Source organism: Stieleria sedimenti, assembly GCF_025060895.1.
In the GTDB taxonomy this organism is placed as follows: domain Bacteria; phylum Planctomycetota; class Planctomycetia; order Pirellulales; family Pirellulaceae; genus Stieleria; species Stieleria sedimenti.
Genome location: NZ_JANZKV010000304.1, coordinates 18,176 through 37,125, shown reverse-complemented (window position 1 = coordinate 37,125; position 18,950 = coordinate 18,176). Strand labels below are relative to the sequence as shown.

Sequence of the window (18,950 nt, the reverse complement as noted above, 5' to 3'; positions counted from 1 at the left end):
AACCCTTATTATACTAAACGTTTGCACCCTAAGGCCTCGCTCGTGACGGCTCGCTTGCATTCCCCGATGCGACAACAAAGCAATTCGATCCGCCACCGGCGCGTCCCTTTCGGCCGCGCCAGGCCCCTACACTGGAGCTCGGCCTTGCCGAGCGACTGAAGACTCCCTGCTGGATTTGAGCCGAATTTTTCGTCGGCGGCCCGGCGCCGACACCACTCGATGAAGTACTCGTCGAGCCACCTTGTTTTATCATTTTTGATTTTTGGGATTCCCCGATGAGCTTTCGAAGCCTTGGTAACCGTGTCAGGAACCTCGCCGAGCGACGCCACGATCGGCAGCGCACGCAAAAGCGTTTTCAAACGCGACGGAACCTCGTCCAGCAGTTGGAAGACCGGCGTTTGCTGGCCGGACCGGAGCTGATTGCGATCCGTCCCGATTCGGGGGCTCTGCTCCGCAACGGCGACACGCTGAACGTCGCACCGAGCGAGTTCAATCTGCAGTTCCGTGCCGGCGCGGACATCAACGAAAGCACGATCACGACCGATTCGGTCAAACTGGTCCGCAGCGGTGGCGATGGGTCGTTCAGCGAGGGCAATGAAGTCGACGTCGCGATGGGATACGTCGGTCTGGAAACCCCGGGCGATACCGATCCGACCAACCTGCAACGCATCGTCTTCCGGCCCTCCAGTTCGGCATCGTTCAACTCGACCGATCCGGCCGCGGCGTTGCCCGACGACACCTACCAAATCCAAGTGTTCGGCTCCGGTGCCAACGTGCTCACCAACCTGAACGGTGAAGCGTTCAACGGCGGGGTCGATGAATTCACCACCTTCCGCCTGGATCGTGGTGCGCAGGTGGTCGCGGTCGTTCCCCAACCGATCCGTTACAACCCGCTGTCCCAAGCTTCCGACGAGATCGTCGTCTACTTCGACGACCAACCCTTGGATCCGACACAGGTAACCGACCCGGCTTATTATCGTCTGGTCAACACGTCGGGCTCGATGACTTCGGCCGATGACTCGACGATGCTCGCCGAAACGGTCACCTATGATTCGGATGCCAATCGCGTCACGTTGAAATTTGCGTCGGCCATCCCCGAAGGCAACTATCGGCTTGATATCGGTCAGTCCGGCGGCGACAACTCGACGCCCGCGACGGCGATTCAGGTCGGCAGCCTGAATTCCAGCAACGCGTTTGCCCAAAACGGATTCCTCGGTGACTCCGGCGGCGTCAGCGACAACGCGTCCGACGTCGATCTGTACAGCCTGCAACTTTCCGCCGGGAGCACGTTGACGGTTACGGTTTCGCCGCAGGCCGCGGGGCTGAACACCCGGCTTCGCTTGCTCCAGTTCCCCGGCGGAACCGAAGTCGAACTCGACAACGTCACCGCCGGACCGGACTTGGACAACGTGTTGAGCTTCCCAGTCCCGGTCTCGGGAGAGTACTTTGTTGAAATCACCAGCGCTGATGGTTCGACGGGGTCGTACCTGCTCAACGCCGCGGTGACCGCGAGTCCAATTTCGACCGACGACGACAACTCGACGTTTGACAGCGCCACCGACCTCGGCACGCTCGGATCGGCCGATCTGCGGATCACCTCCAATATCCGTCGGCAATCGATCCCGATTCCGCCACGGGCCGGCAGCGAAGACGAACCGGGACACCGCCAAATTCAACGTGAAGCCCACATCGGGGCGCGGGGCACGCAGCCGACGGTGCCGGCGGCCATTCGCGAGGTCAACTACTACTTCCCCGACACACTCGGCGTCGACACCAACGGTGATCCCTACATCAACCTGATCACCGAAAAGGAAAAACAGATCATCCGCGAGATCTTTGAGATCTACGCGCAGCTCTCGGGCTATGAATTCATCGAATCCCCCGTCACCGTGCCCTTCGGTGATCAGCTGATGATCGGGAAAGGCGACTTCCGGGCGGTCAGTCCCGGACTCGGTCCCAACGACGGTGTGGCGGGGTTGGCCAGCGGCAGCTTCGCGCTGGCCAACGGTGCCATCTACAACCAAGCCAACCGATTCTTCGGCGACGGTTACACCTCTGTGATGTTCCACGAGATCGGTCACTCGCTGGGCCTGGGACACTCCTATGACATCCCTTCTAACATGGGCAGCGGCGTCCCCAACGACGTGTTGCCCGGCGATCATGACGTCGTGCACCTGCAACGAATCGTGCCGCCGAATTCGACCGACATCGACATGTACGGCTTCACGTTGGCCCAACCGGGACAATTGCGTGCCGAGACGATCGCGGAGCGATTGGCCACACCCAGCCTGCTCAATACCGCGATGTCGCTGTACCAGGAAGTCGACGGCCGGTGGGAATTGATCGCCCGTAACGACCAGTATTTTGGTGCCGACTCGTTCTTGGAGTTGCAACTCGAAGCGGGCAACTACTCGATCGGCATCACCAGCACCGGTAACACCGACTACGACCCGAACGTTCCCGATTCCGGTTTCGGCGGCACCACCGATGGTGCCTATGATTTACAACTTTCCTTCCAGGCCGAACAGGACGGCGTGTTGCTCGACGCCGACGGCACGGCCTTTGACGGAGACGCCGACGGCACCCCCGGCGGAGTGTACTCGTTCTGGTTCCAATCCAACGATCCGGACACGACGATCTATGTCGGCAAGCAGAGCGACACGACGCCCGGACCGGAAGGCGACGGGCGTCTGTCGAGTCCCCATGACACGGCCCAAGTCGCACTGCGGCAGGCGGGCAACCGCATCGTCGTCCCGCTCGATGGAGCCGATTCGATCAACGAGGGCGAACGCTTTGTCATCGATGACGGCACCAACGTGGTGACGTTCCGCTTCGGCACGTTGGGAACCGATCCGGTCGACCTCGGCGCTGCCAACACCGCAGCCGATGTGGCCGCCGCCATCGAAGCGGCGATCAACAACGCGAAAACGGCGGGGCGTCTGAACGCCTCGGTCAACGTCAGCGTGTCGACGCGGATCGTCCAGTTCTCGGGCATCAACAACCTGAACATCGCGGGTTCGCCCACGCTGATCGCCACCCCGAATCCCGTGCGGATTTTGGCCAACGGCGGTGACGATCAAGACATCGCGACGGCGCTGGACAACCGCCCGTACCTGATCGGTCAAGACACCTCCGGGAACGCGCTCGATGATGGGGCGGAGTTCCTGGTGCCGCAGGGCGTCAACGTGATGATCGAAGCCGGCGCCCTGTTCAAAATGCGCCGCGCGAACCTGGACGCCGGGACGTCGTCGGGCAACCTCGACCGCAGCAACGCGTCGATCCAAGTCCTGGGAACTCCCGAGCAATCGGTCCTGTTCCGTTCCTATCACAATGACTCCGTCGGGGGCGATTCCGACGGCGTCGGGCCGGGCACCTCCGCCGGCGACTTCGGCGGAATCGTGTTCCGCAGCGATTCGGACCTGGATGCCAACGGCATTTATCTGAACTATGTCAATCACGCCGACATTGACAACGGTGGTGGGAACGTCTTTGTCGACGCCAACGAGTTGCCGTTCGCGCCGATTTATGTGACCGACTCGCGACCGACGATCTCGTTCAACCGCATCACCAATGCCAACAGCCCGGCGATCTCGGCCAGCCCCGATGCGTTTGACGACTCGAACGATCGGATCGGTCCGGACATCCGTGGCAACTTCCTCGCCGACAATGCGGTCAACGGTCTGTTCGTTCGGGTCAAGACGTCACTCGGGTCAACGATCGACAAACTGACGGTCTCGGGTCGTTTCAATGACACCGACATTCCGCACGTGTTGAGCGAAAACCTGATCATCTCCGGCGCCGCCGGCGGTCCGGTTTTGACCCCCGCAGGTCAACGGGTCGCCCGTGCGGCCGGCCGCCTGGTCGTCGACCCCGGCGTGGTCGTCAAACTGGACCAATCACGGATCGAAGTCGAACGGGGTGCCGGCGCGTTGATCGCCGAAGGCACGTTGAATCGCCCGGTGATCTTTACCTCCATCGCCGATGATCGTTACGGCGGAAGCGGGACCTTTGACTCCGATCCGACCAGCAGCCCCTCGCCCGCGGCCGGGGACTGGGGCGGTTTGTACTTCGGCCAATCGACTTCGGGCAGCATCGACAACGCGTTGATCGCCTACGGCGGTGGTTCGACACCGATCGAAGGTGACGCCGCTCCCTTCAACGCGATCGAAATTCACCAGGCGGACGTTCGCATCGCCAACAGCACGCTGCAGTCCAACGCCGGTGGCGGCGGTGGCGGACTACGAAACGGACGCGGCGCGCACGCCAATGCAGCCATTTACGTCCGCGGGGCACAACCGATCATCGTCGACAACACGATCATCGACAACGGCGGACCGGCGATCAACATCAACGCCAATTCGATGCTCTCGGTCACGCAGCGTGACTCGGGACGCTCGACCGGGCGGATCGATCGCTACTCCCAGTTCGATGACAACAAAGGCCCGTTGGTGCGGCTGAACGAACTGGACGGCAACTCGATCAACGGGATGCAGGTCCGCGGCGAACTGCTGACGACCGAGACCTTCTGGGAAGACACCGACATGGTCCACGTGATCGCCGGCGAAGTCATCGTCGGCAATCACCACACCTACAGCGGGTTGACGCTGCAAAGCAGCAACTCCGAAAGCCTGGTCATCAAAGCGACCAACGGCTCGGCCGGTTTCACCGCCACCGGAAGCCCGCAGGAGATCATCGATCGCATCGGCGGCACCATCCATGTGCTGGGAACCCCCGGACATCCGGTGGTGCTGACCTCGATCGCGGACGACTCGGTCGGCGCCGGGTTCACTCCCAGCGGTGCGCTCAACAGCAATACCAACAACTCGGCCAATCCCACGACCGGGTCGGCCGGCCAGTGGCGTGGATTGCTGTTCGATGAATTCAGCAACGACCGCAACGTGGCGATCGTCCGCGAAGCGGAAAACCCATTGACCAACGGCAGAGATGTCAACAGCAACGTCGTCGTCGCACAAAACCTGGGCGTGATCGCACCGGACCAGAAAAGCGGTGACGAAAATCGTCGGCTCGGTTTTGTGGTCAAAGGCTACATCAGCCCCACCAACCGGGACGACGTCGATGTCTACAGCTTCAACGGAACCGCGGGGACGGAAGTCTGGTTGGACATCGATCGCACCGACACCAACTTGGACGCCATCGTCGAAATCATCAACGCCTCCGGAACCGTGCTCGCACGCTCGGTCCGCTCCGGTGATGCCGATCCGGGCAACCTGAACGCCGACACGCTGACCAAGAATCCGTTGCTCGGCGGCGATCACTACACCCAGAATTTCCGCGATCCCGGTTTCCGCTACACCCTGCCCGGAACGCCGGGTCAGACCGGCACCTATTTCGTTCGGGTCCGCAGCAATCCCGCGACGCTCGGTGACGTCACCCAGCTTCGCGGTGAAAGCCGAGGCGAGTACCAGTTGCAAATCCGGCTCGACCAGGTCCAGGAATTCCCGGGGTCGACGGTCCGTTACGCCGACATTCGCAATGCCGAAACGGGAATCGATGTGCGCGGATTGCCCGCCCACAGCCCGCTGATTGGTGAAGCCGGCGAAACCAATGCCGCGAACCAGACCTTCGATCAGGCCCAACAACTCGTCAACCTGTTGGAAACCGATCTCGCGGCACTGGGGATCTCCGGAAACATCTCCAGCGAAACCGACGCGGATTGGTACCGCTTCCGGTTGGATCAAACCGGCGTCCAAGTGATTCCCGGCGTCAACGACAGCGCCGGCACGATTGCCGTGGTGCTGGATTTGGATTATGCCGACAAAGCGGTCCGCGCCGACACCACCGTTGCGGTCTTCAACGAAGACGGTGATCTGGTCTTCATCGGGCGAGAGTCCAACGTCGAAGACGATCGCAACGCGTCTGCCGACGGCAGCATCGACGATCTGAGCCGTGGATCGCTGGGAACCAAAGATGCTTACATCGGTCCGATTCACCTGACACCCGGCGGCGAATTCTATGTCGCCGTGATGAGCGATCGGCTGTTGCCGACCGCGCTGACCGGCGTCTTTCAAGCCAATCCGGCCAACCAGGGCAACGGCCTGGTCCGACTCGAACCGGTCAACTCGGTTTCCCGAATCGTCGAAGATCACCTCGGATTCCAAGGTTATTCCTCGCGCGGTATTGACATCCTGCCGGAGACGCCACAGGGGCTGTTCGACATCAACACGTTGACCGGCGTCGGCATGAACGTGCGACCATTCACGCTTCAAGACGTCGCGCTCTACGTCGCAACCGACGAACCGGAAAACGACAACAGCAATCGCAACAGCGATCACCTCTACACCGTCGATCCGTTCCAAAGCTCGCGTTGGTTGACGCGGGTCACCGATGACGGTGGGATCAATGGCGGCGTCAACGACGTTCAAGACGTGGTGATTCGAACCGACGGCCGCATGTACGGCTATCAACGGCTCAACGACAACACCACCAGCGTTGGTGCGTTGGTCAACATCGATCCGGAAACCGGCGACATCACGCAGGTCGGCGTCGACAACATCAACGGGCAGACCCCGACGCCGAACACGTCGTCGTATTCCAACCAGATCCAGGACAACATTTCGCGGGTCCGTCGCGCCGACCAGTTCACGACATCCGACGAAGTCGACGCGCTGACGTTCCGACGTGTCGGCACGACCGGCCCCGCTGCGGCTCCGACACCGATTTACGACGTGTACTATGCCGTCCGTGAATCGGACAACTCGTCAAAATTGTATCTGGCGACCGAGGATGGTGACGCAACCTTGACCTTCAATGCCCGCAACACCTACGGGGTCAAGGGCGACATTCAACCGTCCGACGTCAGCTACCAGACCTACAACCTGACCGTTCGCGGCACGCCTCCGGCCAACGGTGCGACGCCGCAGACCACGATCCGGATCAAGTCCAAGATCGCCGGCCTGGCCGGCGCGTTTGATCTGGTCATCAATCCGTTCCGCCCCAACAACACCAACGCCGTCGTCAATGTTGCCGGCAACACCATCACGTTGACGCTGGGCGGAACCGGCGGGCCCCCGATCACCGCCGCGCCGACCGCCCAGGCCATCGTCGACGAAATCAACAACGACCCGGCCGCCAGCCAACTGATCACCGCCGTGATCTACAGCGGCAACGCGGACAACCGTGGCAACGGTGCGCCGGGAACACCGGCCATCACCTCCACCGCGTTCTTGACGACCGCGGCCAGTGACGGCGCCAACGGCCCGCTGGCCGGACGCGTCACCGGTTTGTCGTTTGCCAATTTCTTCGGCACCGGAAACCTTTACGGGGTCACCGACGCCGGCGAGTTTTTGGAGATCAATCCGTCCACCGGCGACGTGATCAATCGCGTCGATGCGACCAACGCGATCGGCGTACCGAATTTGGACTTCCAAGGTCTCACCCTCGGACCTCAAAATGTCGAAGGCGGCGCGTACAAGAACGTCCTGTTCGCCGTCACCGGCGACGGCCAACTCGTCGCCTTTGACACCTCCGGAAACGGATTCCTGGCCTTCGAATCCGGCGGTGCGGCGCAATTGCTCACCACCGGCGCCGGGCCCGACGGCGGCTTCTTTACCTTGACGACCGACGCGGGCCTGTTTGGTCGCCAAACCACCGATCCGATCGCCGCCGACGCTCCGTCTTACTTGAGCGTGAATGAAACGCAGTCCATCAACACGACCGGTTCCGGCACCGGCGGGACCTTCACGTTGTCGATGGTCGTCGAGCAAGGTGCTGTCACCAGTCCTGCCTTTGATATCGACGCGACGCAGACGTTGATCACGGTCCAGGACGCATCCGATTTCCCGGCCACCCCGTTTAATATCCAAATCGGCAGCGAGCAGATGCGCGTCGATTCGGCCGCGGGCAACGCACTGACAGTGACCCGCGGTGTCAACGGAACGTTTGCGACGGCGCACGCCGACACCGCGACGGTGTTCGAAAAAGTGACTTCGTTGACCACCAGCAGCCTGTCGTTTCCCGCGAGTGGTTTCCTGTCATCGGCGATCAACGACACGACGTTGACGATTCCGGTCTTTGATGCGAGTGCATTTCCAGCGGTACCGTTTACGATTCGCATCCAAGACGAAGAGCTGCAAGTCAACTCGGTCGACACGTTGGCCAACGAGTTGACGGTGGACCGGCGCGGTGACAACGGCACGACCGCCGCTCACCACCGCAACTTCAGCCAGGTCCTGATCGTCTCGGATACACTGTCCGTTCTCGATGCGACCCCGTTCCCGTCGTTCGGCGGGTTCAACATTCGGATCGGCGGCGAAGACTTGCGAGTCACCGCTGTGGTCCCGAACCCGGGTGACTCCGGCGCCCAATTCTCGGTGATTCGTGGAGCCAACGGAACGTCGCCGGCCAATCACGCCTTCGGTTCCGACGTGGCTCGCGTCGACACCACGGCGCCGATTCCCTACAACGCATCGAATTTCCAGATTCGCTCGGCAATCGCAGCACTGCCCTTCGTTGGTGGGCTGGGCAACGTGGATGTCACCGGCGGCCCATTGAACGGTCTGGCGGTTTCCAACCCGGTCAGCGTCGAGTTCATCGGCGCGCTGGGGGCCAAAGACTTGCCACTGCTGACCGCGGACGCCACCGGATTGGTCGGCGACGAGATTCAGCAAATCTCGCTCGATCCACGGGTCAACGACGGCGATTTTGTGATGAGTTTCCTGGGCGCGACGACCTTGCCGTTGGCTTGGAATGCATCGGCGAGCGACGTCCAAACGGAACTGGAGAACCTTGCCACGATCGGTCCCGGCAACGTGATCGTCACCGGAACGACCCTGGCGGCTGGGCCGCTGAGCATCCGGTTCACCGGTGATCTGCAGGACAGCAACGTGCCGCTGATCACGGTGCCCGCGGCGACGGAAAATCTGCTGCAAAACGAAATTCAGCAATTCAACGTCACCGGCGGGCCCAACGGTGGGACATTCACGCTTGATTTCTTTGACGGTACCAGCGTCGTCGCCTCGGCTCCGATCAATTGGGATTCGGCTGTTGGAGCAATCGCAACAGCCTTGAACACCATTCCGGCACTCAACGGCAACATCATCGTCACGGGAACGGGCCCACTTCCCGGCGGCACAATTAACATCGAATTCACGGGAGCCCTGGCGAGCACCGACGTCGCCCAGTTCACGTTCAACAACGCGTTGACCGGTGGCACGGCGCCCACGATTGCGGTGGCGACGGTGCAGACGAGCAACGCTCCGGCACCCGCGATCACCGAGACCCGTGCCGGAATTGCGGTCGACGTGCCGATCGCCCCCGGAATCGATGGCATCTTGAGCGTCCGTGACGCGCTGATCGATTTGCCGACGTTCAACCCGGCCGACGTGATGGCCGCCGGCGTCTTGAATCCCCCAGGAAACGGCGTCCTGTTGAACTTTGTCGGTCAGTACGCCGGCGTCGATCTCTCCCTGCTGGAAATCGACAACTCGCTGAACCTGCCCTCGACCGCCGCCGCCATCACCGAGCAAGCCGCCGTCGGATCCGGAGTCGCCGGTAGCTTCATCATGGACGTTTCCGGATTGAACGGATTTGGCGCCGACGCGATCGGATTGGCGTTCTCGCCGCTGGACTTCAACCTCTGGCACCCGACCACACTCCGCGCCACCGACGCCGGCCACGGGATCAACGAAGCCGAAGATGACACTCGGGTTCCCGGTGACATCAGCGAGGCCTACGGCACGCCGGGAAGCTTCCGAAACTTTGACCAAGACGAAGGCGGCGTGAGCTACCAATTCGGTCTGGAGCAATGGGTCCTGAACCAGAATTCCGACTCCGAGCACTACCTGCAGTACCTGCCGGGCGTGAACGCCCAGTACGGCATTCTGACGACCGCGTTCCACGCCGACTTGAGCAGCAATCCGGCCATCGTGGGAGACGTTGGCAACGGCGTCCAAGGGTCGTACAACCTGCCCGGCGGCGGTTACGGAACCTTGGAAACCGGCGACTTCGATTTGGACGGGTCGGTTCCGGCTGATCGCCCGACGTTGTACTTCAGCTACTTCTTGGAAACCGAGGGTCACGACGGTTCCGACATCGATTCCGATGACGACGATCCGTTCCGCGACAGTGCCCGCGTCTTCATCTCGGCCGACGGCGGTGCGACCTGGGATCTGGTGGCATCGAACAACTCGCAACTCAGTGATCCCGATCCGACCGATTTCGGCGGAACCGCTGAACTGCCCGGATTCCTGTCGCACCTGTCCGACGCCGGGCTCAATAGCGCGACGCCGCGGCAACAAAGCCAGCAGATCGTTCAGGAGTTGTTTGACAACACCGGCCAGTGGCGACAAGCCCGCGTGGATTTGTCCCAATACGCCGGTCTTTCCGGATTGAAACTGCGGCTCGACTTCAGCTCGGCCGGTTCAGTCAACGATTCCACGCTCGGCCGCATCGATAATGAGTACAACCCCGCAGCCGCGACCGATGTCGCTCCGTTCGGCGAATACGTCAGCACGACGAACAACGCGCGGTCGATTCGATCGCTCGACAACCAGCATCAAGGGTTCTTCGTCGACGACTTCATCATCGGCTACGCCGAACGCGGTGAAATGGTCACCGGCACCAACGGCGACACGGGGCTGACGAATCTGTACGCCGGCACCAGCCGGACCCGCGATCGCGATCCGGAACAGTTCCCCGATATCGTCAACGGGCCGTATCAATTGGAGATTCGCCGGACGGACGAACACGTGGTGCTGACCCCGGTCGGCCCGGTCGTCGGTGCGATCTTTGACACCAATGACCGGCACGTGGACGAAGCAAGCGAGACGGCTCTGCTCACCTTTGAACCGGCCACGTTTGTCCCCAGCTTGTTACCCCAAGACACGACGGTGCTGGGCGGATTCACCGCTTCGGAAATCGAGCCATGGTCGGTCACCAACGTGAATCCGAGCACCGGCACCAATAGTCTGCAATCCGGTCCGGTCGGAACCAATCGTGTCTCGATCTTCGAGGTCACGCGAGCCGAATTGGGATCGTTTTCCGACACCGCCGGTGTCATTCGTTTCTCCTACGACGTCAATTCGGCGCTTGAGACGCACGGGTTGCGATTCTTGATCGATGGCGTTCCGCAGCGATTGGTCAATGACTCGGGCGAAGAACCGATTCTCGATCCGACGCTGGCCTCCGGTGTGACCGGCTACGTCACGGCCGAATTCACGTTCGGTTCTGGCAATCCGACCTTCACGTGGGTGTACGACTTCACCGACACCGCGCCGGCGCAGGGCGACAACCGTGCTTTCATCGACAATGTCCAACTGCTGCAGGGCGGCACGGGACTGCTGGCCGATCGCAACCGCGAGCGTGCTCAGGGCAACCTGATTCTCGATTCGAATTTCATCAGCAATTCGTCCATTCTTGGCATCAACGTCGAGCCGGGAACGACCGAAGCCGGCGCCAGCGTTCCGCATCCGGGATCGACGATCAACTTCCCACAGTTGAATGCTCAGCGATTGGTGCCCGGCGTCGTGATTCAAAACAACGTGATCTCCGGTTCATCCGGAATCCGTTTCGCCGGTGAGACCACCGCGGTCCCGCAGCGTCCGGTTCCCTTCGGTCGGCTGATCAACAACACGCTGGTCGGCGGCGGGCGATCGGGCACCGGGATCGAAATTGTTGGCTTGGCCAGCCCCACGTTGATGAACAACCTGATCACGGATTTCAATCGAGGAATCACCGACGGCGGAACGGGAACGGTTATCCGTTCGAACTTCTTCCAGAACAATACCAACAACGGCAACACCGGCAGCGGCGCGCTGACCGCGCCGGTCGCCGCACCGCTGTTCGTGGATGCCGCAAACGGCAATTACTACCTGGACAGTTCATCGGCAGCGGTCGACAGTTCGCAGAACACCGAACAAGATCGCCAAAACTATCTGACCTTCAAAACGGAACTCGGCATCCCGGCGTCTCCGATCAACGCACCGCTGCGTGATGCGTTCGGTCAACTCCGCGTCGACCCGAACGCGTCGGCATTGGGTGATCGTGGAGCGTTGGAGGACACCGATGTCGATGCACCGTACGCGGTGATCTTGAACCCGGTCGACAATGATTCCGAAGGCAACGATCGCGATCCGAGTAACACCGTGATGTGGGTGACCGATCCGCTGCTGGAAAACTTTACGATCTTCCTGGGTGACGGCCGCGATCCGAACTCGCCGTTCGAAGGCACCGGGGTGGACGGCTTGACCGTCGATGATCCCAACGACGATGCGATCTCGGACCGGGCGATTGAGATCACCCAGAATGGGATCCCGTTGGTCCAGGGCGTCGACTACGTCGTCGGCTACAACGAACTCAGTGGCATCCTGCGTCTGACACCGCTGTCGACGCTCTGGGAACCGTCCAGCGTGTACATCATCAACTTGGACAACTCGTTGATCGCCGACCGCGCGGGCAACCTGCTGCGATCGAACCAACGCACCGGTAACACCCGATTCACGGTCATCATTCCCGACGTGGAAATCGATTTCGGTGATGCCCCGGACACCTATCGCACGTTGCTGGCCAGTGACGGGCCACGGCACGTCATCGCCGAAAGCGGCACGCCGATTCTCGGCGTCGTGATCGACGGCGACGACGATGGCAACCCGTCGGTCGGCGCCGTCGGCGACGACTTCACCGGAACCGGTGGCGACGACGATGGTCTGGCCGTCGGATCGTTCCAAGGGATGACGACGACCGCCGGGCTGATTCTGGCCGACGGCACCGTTTCTCCGACGTCCAATTCGGCCGACGTGATCGCGTTCCTGGATCGCAACGATCGCGCCGGCGCCGTGCTGCCGATCACCGTGACCGGCAGCGGTAAACTGGACATCTGGGTCGACCTGAACATCGACGGCGACTTCTTGGACCAGGGCGAAAAACTGATCTCCGGATTGGACGTCGTCGATGGCGTCAACCTGGTCCGCGTCTTCACGCCGGCCACCGCCACTACGGGCCTGACCTACGCCCGAGTCCGGATTTCCACAGCCGGCAGCTTTGACCCGTTCGGATTGGCGATCGGCGGCGAAGTCGAGGATTACCAGGTCAACATCGTCGATATCGCCGAACCGTTGCCCGACCATGATGGTTACACCGTCGACGAAGACGACGTTCTGGTCGTCGACGGAACCTCCGGCAGCCAGGCGTCGTTGATGGCCAATGACAGTCTGCCGGCTGACGAGTTCGTCAACAGCCTGGTCGTCATCGACGAGCCGCTGAAAGCAGGCACGACAGACACCTACTTAACGACGTGGGGCGAAGTCCGTCTCGATGACGCAGCATTGGGGCTGTTCACTTACACGCCCAATTCCGATTATCACGGACCCGATTCGTTCCGCTATCGGATCAGCAAACAACGCAACGACGGCCCCGAAGCCGACGCCAATGCGGTGTTCGCCACCGTCAACATCGACGTCGCCCCGATCAACGACGCCCCGCTGGCCGTCGATGCGAACTTGGTGGCGCTGGAGTTCCAGCCCGGTCAGTCGCCCGCCGATCAGCCTCAGGAATTCCTCGCCTCGGAATTGCTGGTCGGTGCGATCGCCGATGACGACATCATGATCCCCAGCTCTCCATGGGACGAATCCAATCAAATCGACTCGCTACGGGTGATCTCGATCACCGTCGGCGGTGTCACGATCGACGCGAACAATCAGTCCGCCATCGGAACCACGCCGCAGTTCGGAACGATCTGGGCCGATTTCGCGACCGAACCGGCGGATCCCGCCGATCCGACCACCTTCGAGCGGACCTTCATCACCAAGATCTACTATCAAGGTGCTGACTACTTCAACAGCGACAACCTGCGGGATGTTGCCGACCCCCGCATCTTGGACACGTTCTCGTTCACCATCCAAGATGATGGTCGGTCGCTCTTAAACGGCAATCCCGTCGCCGGGACACCGCTGACCGATGATGCCGATGCGAATATTCTGGTCGCACCGCGAAACAGCGATCCGGTGTTGTCGCCCGAGTTGGTCTCGCCTGCCAACGATGCCTACCGCAACTTCTATCTGGACCAGAGTCTGGAGGTCCCCGTCCCGACCGAAGACACCCAGTTGATCATTCCCGCCGCCTTCCTGCTGGGCAATGATGTTGCCGGCCCGGCGGTGACGACCGATCCTCTTGATCCCTTCGTCGCGGCCGATGAAGTCCTCGGCGTCAACGGCAACGACGGGGCACTGGAAATCATTTCGGCTTCGATGGACCCGCGATTCGGCACCGTGGAGGTCGACCCCAACACGGGCGATGTCCTGTTCACACCGGCCGATGACATCTACGGTCAGGTCGAATTCACCTATGAAGTTCAGGATAGGGGCGTCGACGAGGAACTCGACGGCACCCGCAACGTGGTCCCGAGAACGGCCACGATCACCAGCACGATCTTTATCGAGCCGGTCAATGATGCTCCGGTCGCCTACGATCGTGCACTCGGTATGACCGAAGCGGTCGAACCGGCTGGGCCGAACCTGCTGACGTTCTCCGCGGCCGACTTGCTAGGCGGCGTCAGCCCGATTACCGATTCGCCGATCACCACCACCGTGGATTCGATCACGCTGATCGACGGGAGTGCATTGGTCGACGGGCAAACGCTGGTCATCACCGACGCAACCGGTCAACCGACGGTGGTCGAGCTGAGCACGTCAGCGACCGCCTCGATCGGAACGGATGTGTTGTTGACCTACTCGGTGTCAGAGCTTGCCGATGATCTGGCCACCCGTCTCGCGACCCTGCTGGTCAACGCCGGGATGACGGGTGCCGCTGCGGGGCCGACGGTCACGCTGAGCGGAACGACTTCGATCGTCGTGACGGAATTGCCCGACGTTCCGGGCGATTTCGATGTGAATTTGGGAACACCGTACGACGAGAGCGAGCAATCGCTTCGGATCGTGTCGTTCACCACACCGGCCGGAAACGTGACAGTCGCCAGCGGCTTCACCGGAACCGAAACGCTGGCGACCCCCGAAGGCGGGCTGTTGACGTTGAACTTCGTCAACGGAGCCTTCGCCGACGGGACGTACCAGCCGGCAGACGACTACAACCGACTGCAGCCGTTCCAGCCGTCTGATCAGTTCACCTACGGCATCGCCGACGACGGCCGAACGACGTTGCCGATCTCCCAGACCGTGCTCGGTTTGCCGGAGCAGACGAGCATCCAGGAAGCGACGGTCACGATCACGGTCGAGCCGGCGAACGATTTCCCGTTCATCGAGCATGTCGATTCGGTCGATGTGCCGGAAGATCCGACTCCGGCCGAGGCGACGATCAACAACGTATTCACCACGGTGCTGCCCGGCCCGCAGACCGCCGAAGACGAGTTGCAAGACCAGGGACGTCCGACGGTCGATCGAATGACCGGTATCCAGGTGACCGATCCACGCGGCGTGATGGCTGATCTGCCGATCGTCACCGCCAGCGGTGGATTGACGGTGTTCCCGAACGCGAATCTGGTCGGCGAAGTGATTTATGTCTTCACCTTCACCGACGACCACCCGACGGATCCGAAATCGACCGACGTGACCGTGACCGTCAACGTTCGCCCGGTCAACGACCCGCCGCAGTTCAATCCGGACGTCACCGGCACGTCCGATGCCAACGGCGCCGATGACCAGTACACGGTCGCCGAGGTGATTGATCCGAACACCAATCAGATCATCGACGGGACGATCACGTACACGTTGAAGGAGGACAACACGCAGGCAGGCGGTGACGTCGACACGCCGTTCTTCATTCCGCTTCGCCGTGATCCGGGCGCCAGCGGCTACAACCGCGTCGGCTTGCTGGACGTCTTTGTCGTCGGACCCGACAATGAAGCCGACCCGAACATCGAGGGCGGCAACCAAACCCTGTCGCTCGACCAGATTCCGACGCGCACCGATCTGGGCGGAACGTTGACCCTCGGCGTCGATTCGTTCGGCAATCCCGGTGTGTTCTACGACCCACCGGTCAATTACAACGCCAACATCGGTCCGGTCGACTCGTTCTCCTACACGGTGATCGATGACGGAACGACGTACCAGGGTGGAGGCTTCAGCCCCAGTCCGCGAACGGCCGCCAATTTTGTCCAGTTCGTCCTCAATCCGGTCAATGACCGGCCTCAGTTTGAGGTCAACCTGTTGCCCGTCACCCTCGGTGACCCCAACAGCCCGCTGCGTAGCATCGAAGTCATTGAAGATAGTGCCCCGATCACTTTTGACAACTTCGCCTTCGACATCGAATCGGCTCCGCCGTCGACCGCGTTTGACGAAGTCGATGTGATCAACGGCCAAACCGTTCAGTTCACCGTCTCGCCGCTGTCCTTCGACGCAAGCGTAGCGGGCGACTATTTCTCGACCCCGCCACAAATCACGCCGACCGGCGTGATGACGTTCCAGCCGGCACCGAACGTGTTCGGAAGCTTTGATTTTGAGATCGTGTTGGTCGACAACGGAGCCGACGATCTGGCACGAGGCGATTTGAATAAGTCGAATCCGGTCACGATCACGATCGACGTCCTGCCGCAGAATGATCCTCCGGTGGTCCGCACCGATGTCGACCCGCTAGAATTCTCAATCAATGAAGACGGAACGCTGGACATCTTCAGCGTGGGCGGCGGCAATGATCGAGGTCTGTTGGATGTGTTTGCCGTGGGGCCGGCCAACGAGGGGCAGAACTTGACGCCCGGCGGCAATCAAACGCTGGCATTAAAGGAGCCGACGCCGCTTCAAACCGCCAGTGGCGGATCGATCACTCAAATTCGTGACGGTGGTGGCGCCCTGATCGGCCTGCGTTACACGCCCCGTCCGAACTTCGTCGGAACCGACTCCTTTATCTATACCGTGACCGATGATGGGACGACGGTGGACTTCGGGACCGGGGGCGTCGAACGGTTTGATCCCCAGATTGCTGCCAATTCGGTATCAATCCACGTGATGCCGGTTAACAATACGCCGCAATACAGCGGTCCGGTCAACGTGATCGTCGACGAGGATGCCGGTCCCGTGACGATCGAAGACTGGGCCGTCAATGTCCTACCCGGTCCGCGAACGGCGCTCGATGAACTCAACAGCCAAGACGTGTTCTTCACCGTCACCCAGATCGCCGGCGATCCCAACCTGTTTGCTTCGGCACCGGTCGCGGTCGTCGATGGCGACGCGGACACCGCCAAGCTGCTGTTCGAGCCCGCCGGTGACGCCAACGGCATCGCCAGTTTCGAGGTCGTCTTGACCGACGTGCCGACCGATGGAACCCCGGCGGCGTCGACTGCACCGCGGACCTTCACACTGAGGGTCAATCCGCTGAACGATCCGCCGACATTCGATCGCGTCGCCAACCCGATCACCGTCGACGAGGACAGCGGCCCGTACTCCCAACCGTGGGCTTCCAACATCAGCCCGGGCCCGGCCGACGAAGTGTCGCAAACGGTTCGCTTTGAAGTTACAACGCCAGTCGGCGCGCAAGGCTTGTTCCAACAATTGCCGGCCATCAGCGACGACGGCACCCTGCGATTCATTCCGGCGGCGAACGCCAATGGCTCGGTCGACTTGACGGTCAGGGCGATCGATTCCCTGGGTGGATCGAGCGCTCCAGAGTTGCTGCGGTTGGTGATCACGGCGGTCAATGATCGACCCGTTGCGGTAACCGACAGCGTGACGACCAGCGAAGACGCCGTGCTGACGCTGACGGCGAGTCAATTGGTGAGCAATGACATCGATCCCGATATCGGTAATCCCAGTGATACGCTGACGATCGTCATGCCCGCCGACAGCTTCTCACTGAGCGGAGCTCGGGTCCAATACAATCAGGCGACCGGGGTCATTACCTACGATCCGTCCACCTCGATTGCCTTGCAAGCCTTGACGCAGGGCAGCACCGGCGTGGACGCCTTTAACTACCGCGTGGTCGATTCCCAGGGTGCGTTGAGCAACATCGTCTCCGTGGCGGTGACGGTCAACGGCGTCAATGACGCGCCGATCGCTCGTCCGGATAATCCGACGCTCAATCCGACCGGGCCGACGGTCATTGAGGTGCTGGCCAACGACTCGGATGTGGACGGCACCCTGAATCCCGCCTCGATCGAAATTACCCTGCAACCGGCATTCGGTTCGTTGTCGATTAGCGACCAGGGTGTCATCACCTTCATCGCGTCGCCAAGCTTCGCTCTGGAGGACGTGTTCCGCTATCGCGTGGCCGACAATGACGGCCAGTTCAGTGCCGAAACGTTGGTGACCATCTCGGCCAATGCGGCACCGATCGCTCGCACCGACCAGGTGGCAACGTTCCTCAATGAAACGATCGTGATCAACGTGTCTGCCAATGACCAGGATCCCGATGCTGCAGCCGGGGCGCCCAACCGCGGACTCGATCTGACATCGATTCAAATCGTTGACAGTCCGTTTAGCGGCGACGTCGTGCCGCTCGGCGACGGGACCATTCGCTACATCCCCGCCGAAGGATTCCTCGGGATCGATCGCTTTACCTACACGATCGCCGATACCTCTGGGCGTGTCAGTAGCCCCGGAACGGTGCGGGTGCAAGTGGTCGGAAGCCGATTGCAGAACCCCAACCTCAACCCCGACGTGAACGACGATGGTGATGTTTCACCGATCGACGCCCTGTTGGTGATCAACCGACTGGCTCGATCCACCGCGTCAGAAATCCCGGTCGAGGACAGCGATTTCGGACCTCCGTACTTTGACGTCAATGGTGACAAATTGATCACGCCGCTGGATGCCCTGGCGGTGATCAACGAACTGGCACTCCGCCAAGCCGTTAGCGGTCAAGGGGAAGGATTCGAAGGCGAGCAAGTCGGATTCATCGACAACACGGGGCAGGACGCGCCCGCCGCGCTCGTCAGTGACGTGATCGACTTGATCGCATTCGACGACGACGACGACGAGGACGACCGGATCGATGCCCTCGATGCCGCCTTCGGTGATCTGATCTAAAGTGGGATAGGCTTCCAGCCTGTC

General features: G+C 61.3%; 1 protein-coding gene. It reads left to right on the top strand.

The window, feature by feature from the left end:
* The first annotated feature begins 275 nt into the window (after nt 1-275).
* Entirely contained in the window at nt 276-18,926 is an 18,651-nt protein-coding gene (locus NZK35_RS31260; RefSeq protein WP_259636464.1) for a tandem-95 repeat protein, read from the top strand.
* The last annotated feature ends 24 nt before the right edge of the window (nt 18,927-18,950 follow it).

Bases quoted from the DNA above. Each gene is read 5' to 3' on its own strand.
- NZK35_RS31260 (WP_259636464.1), top strand. From the start codon at position 276: ATGAGCTTTCGAAGCCTTGGTAACCGTGTCAGGAACCTCGCCGAGCGA.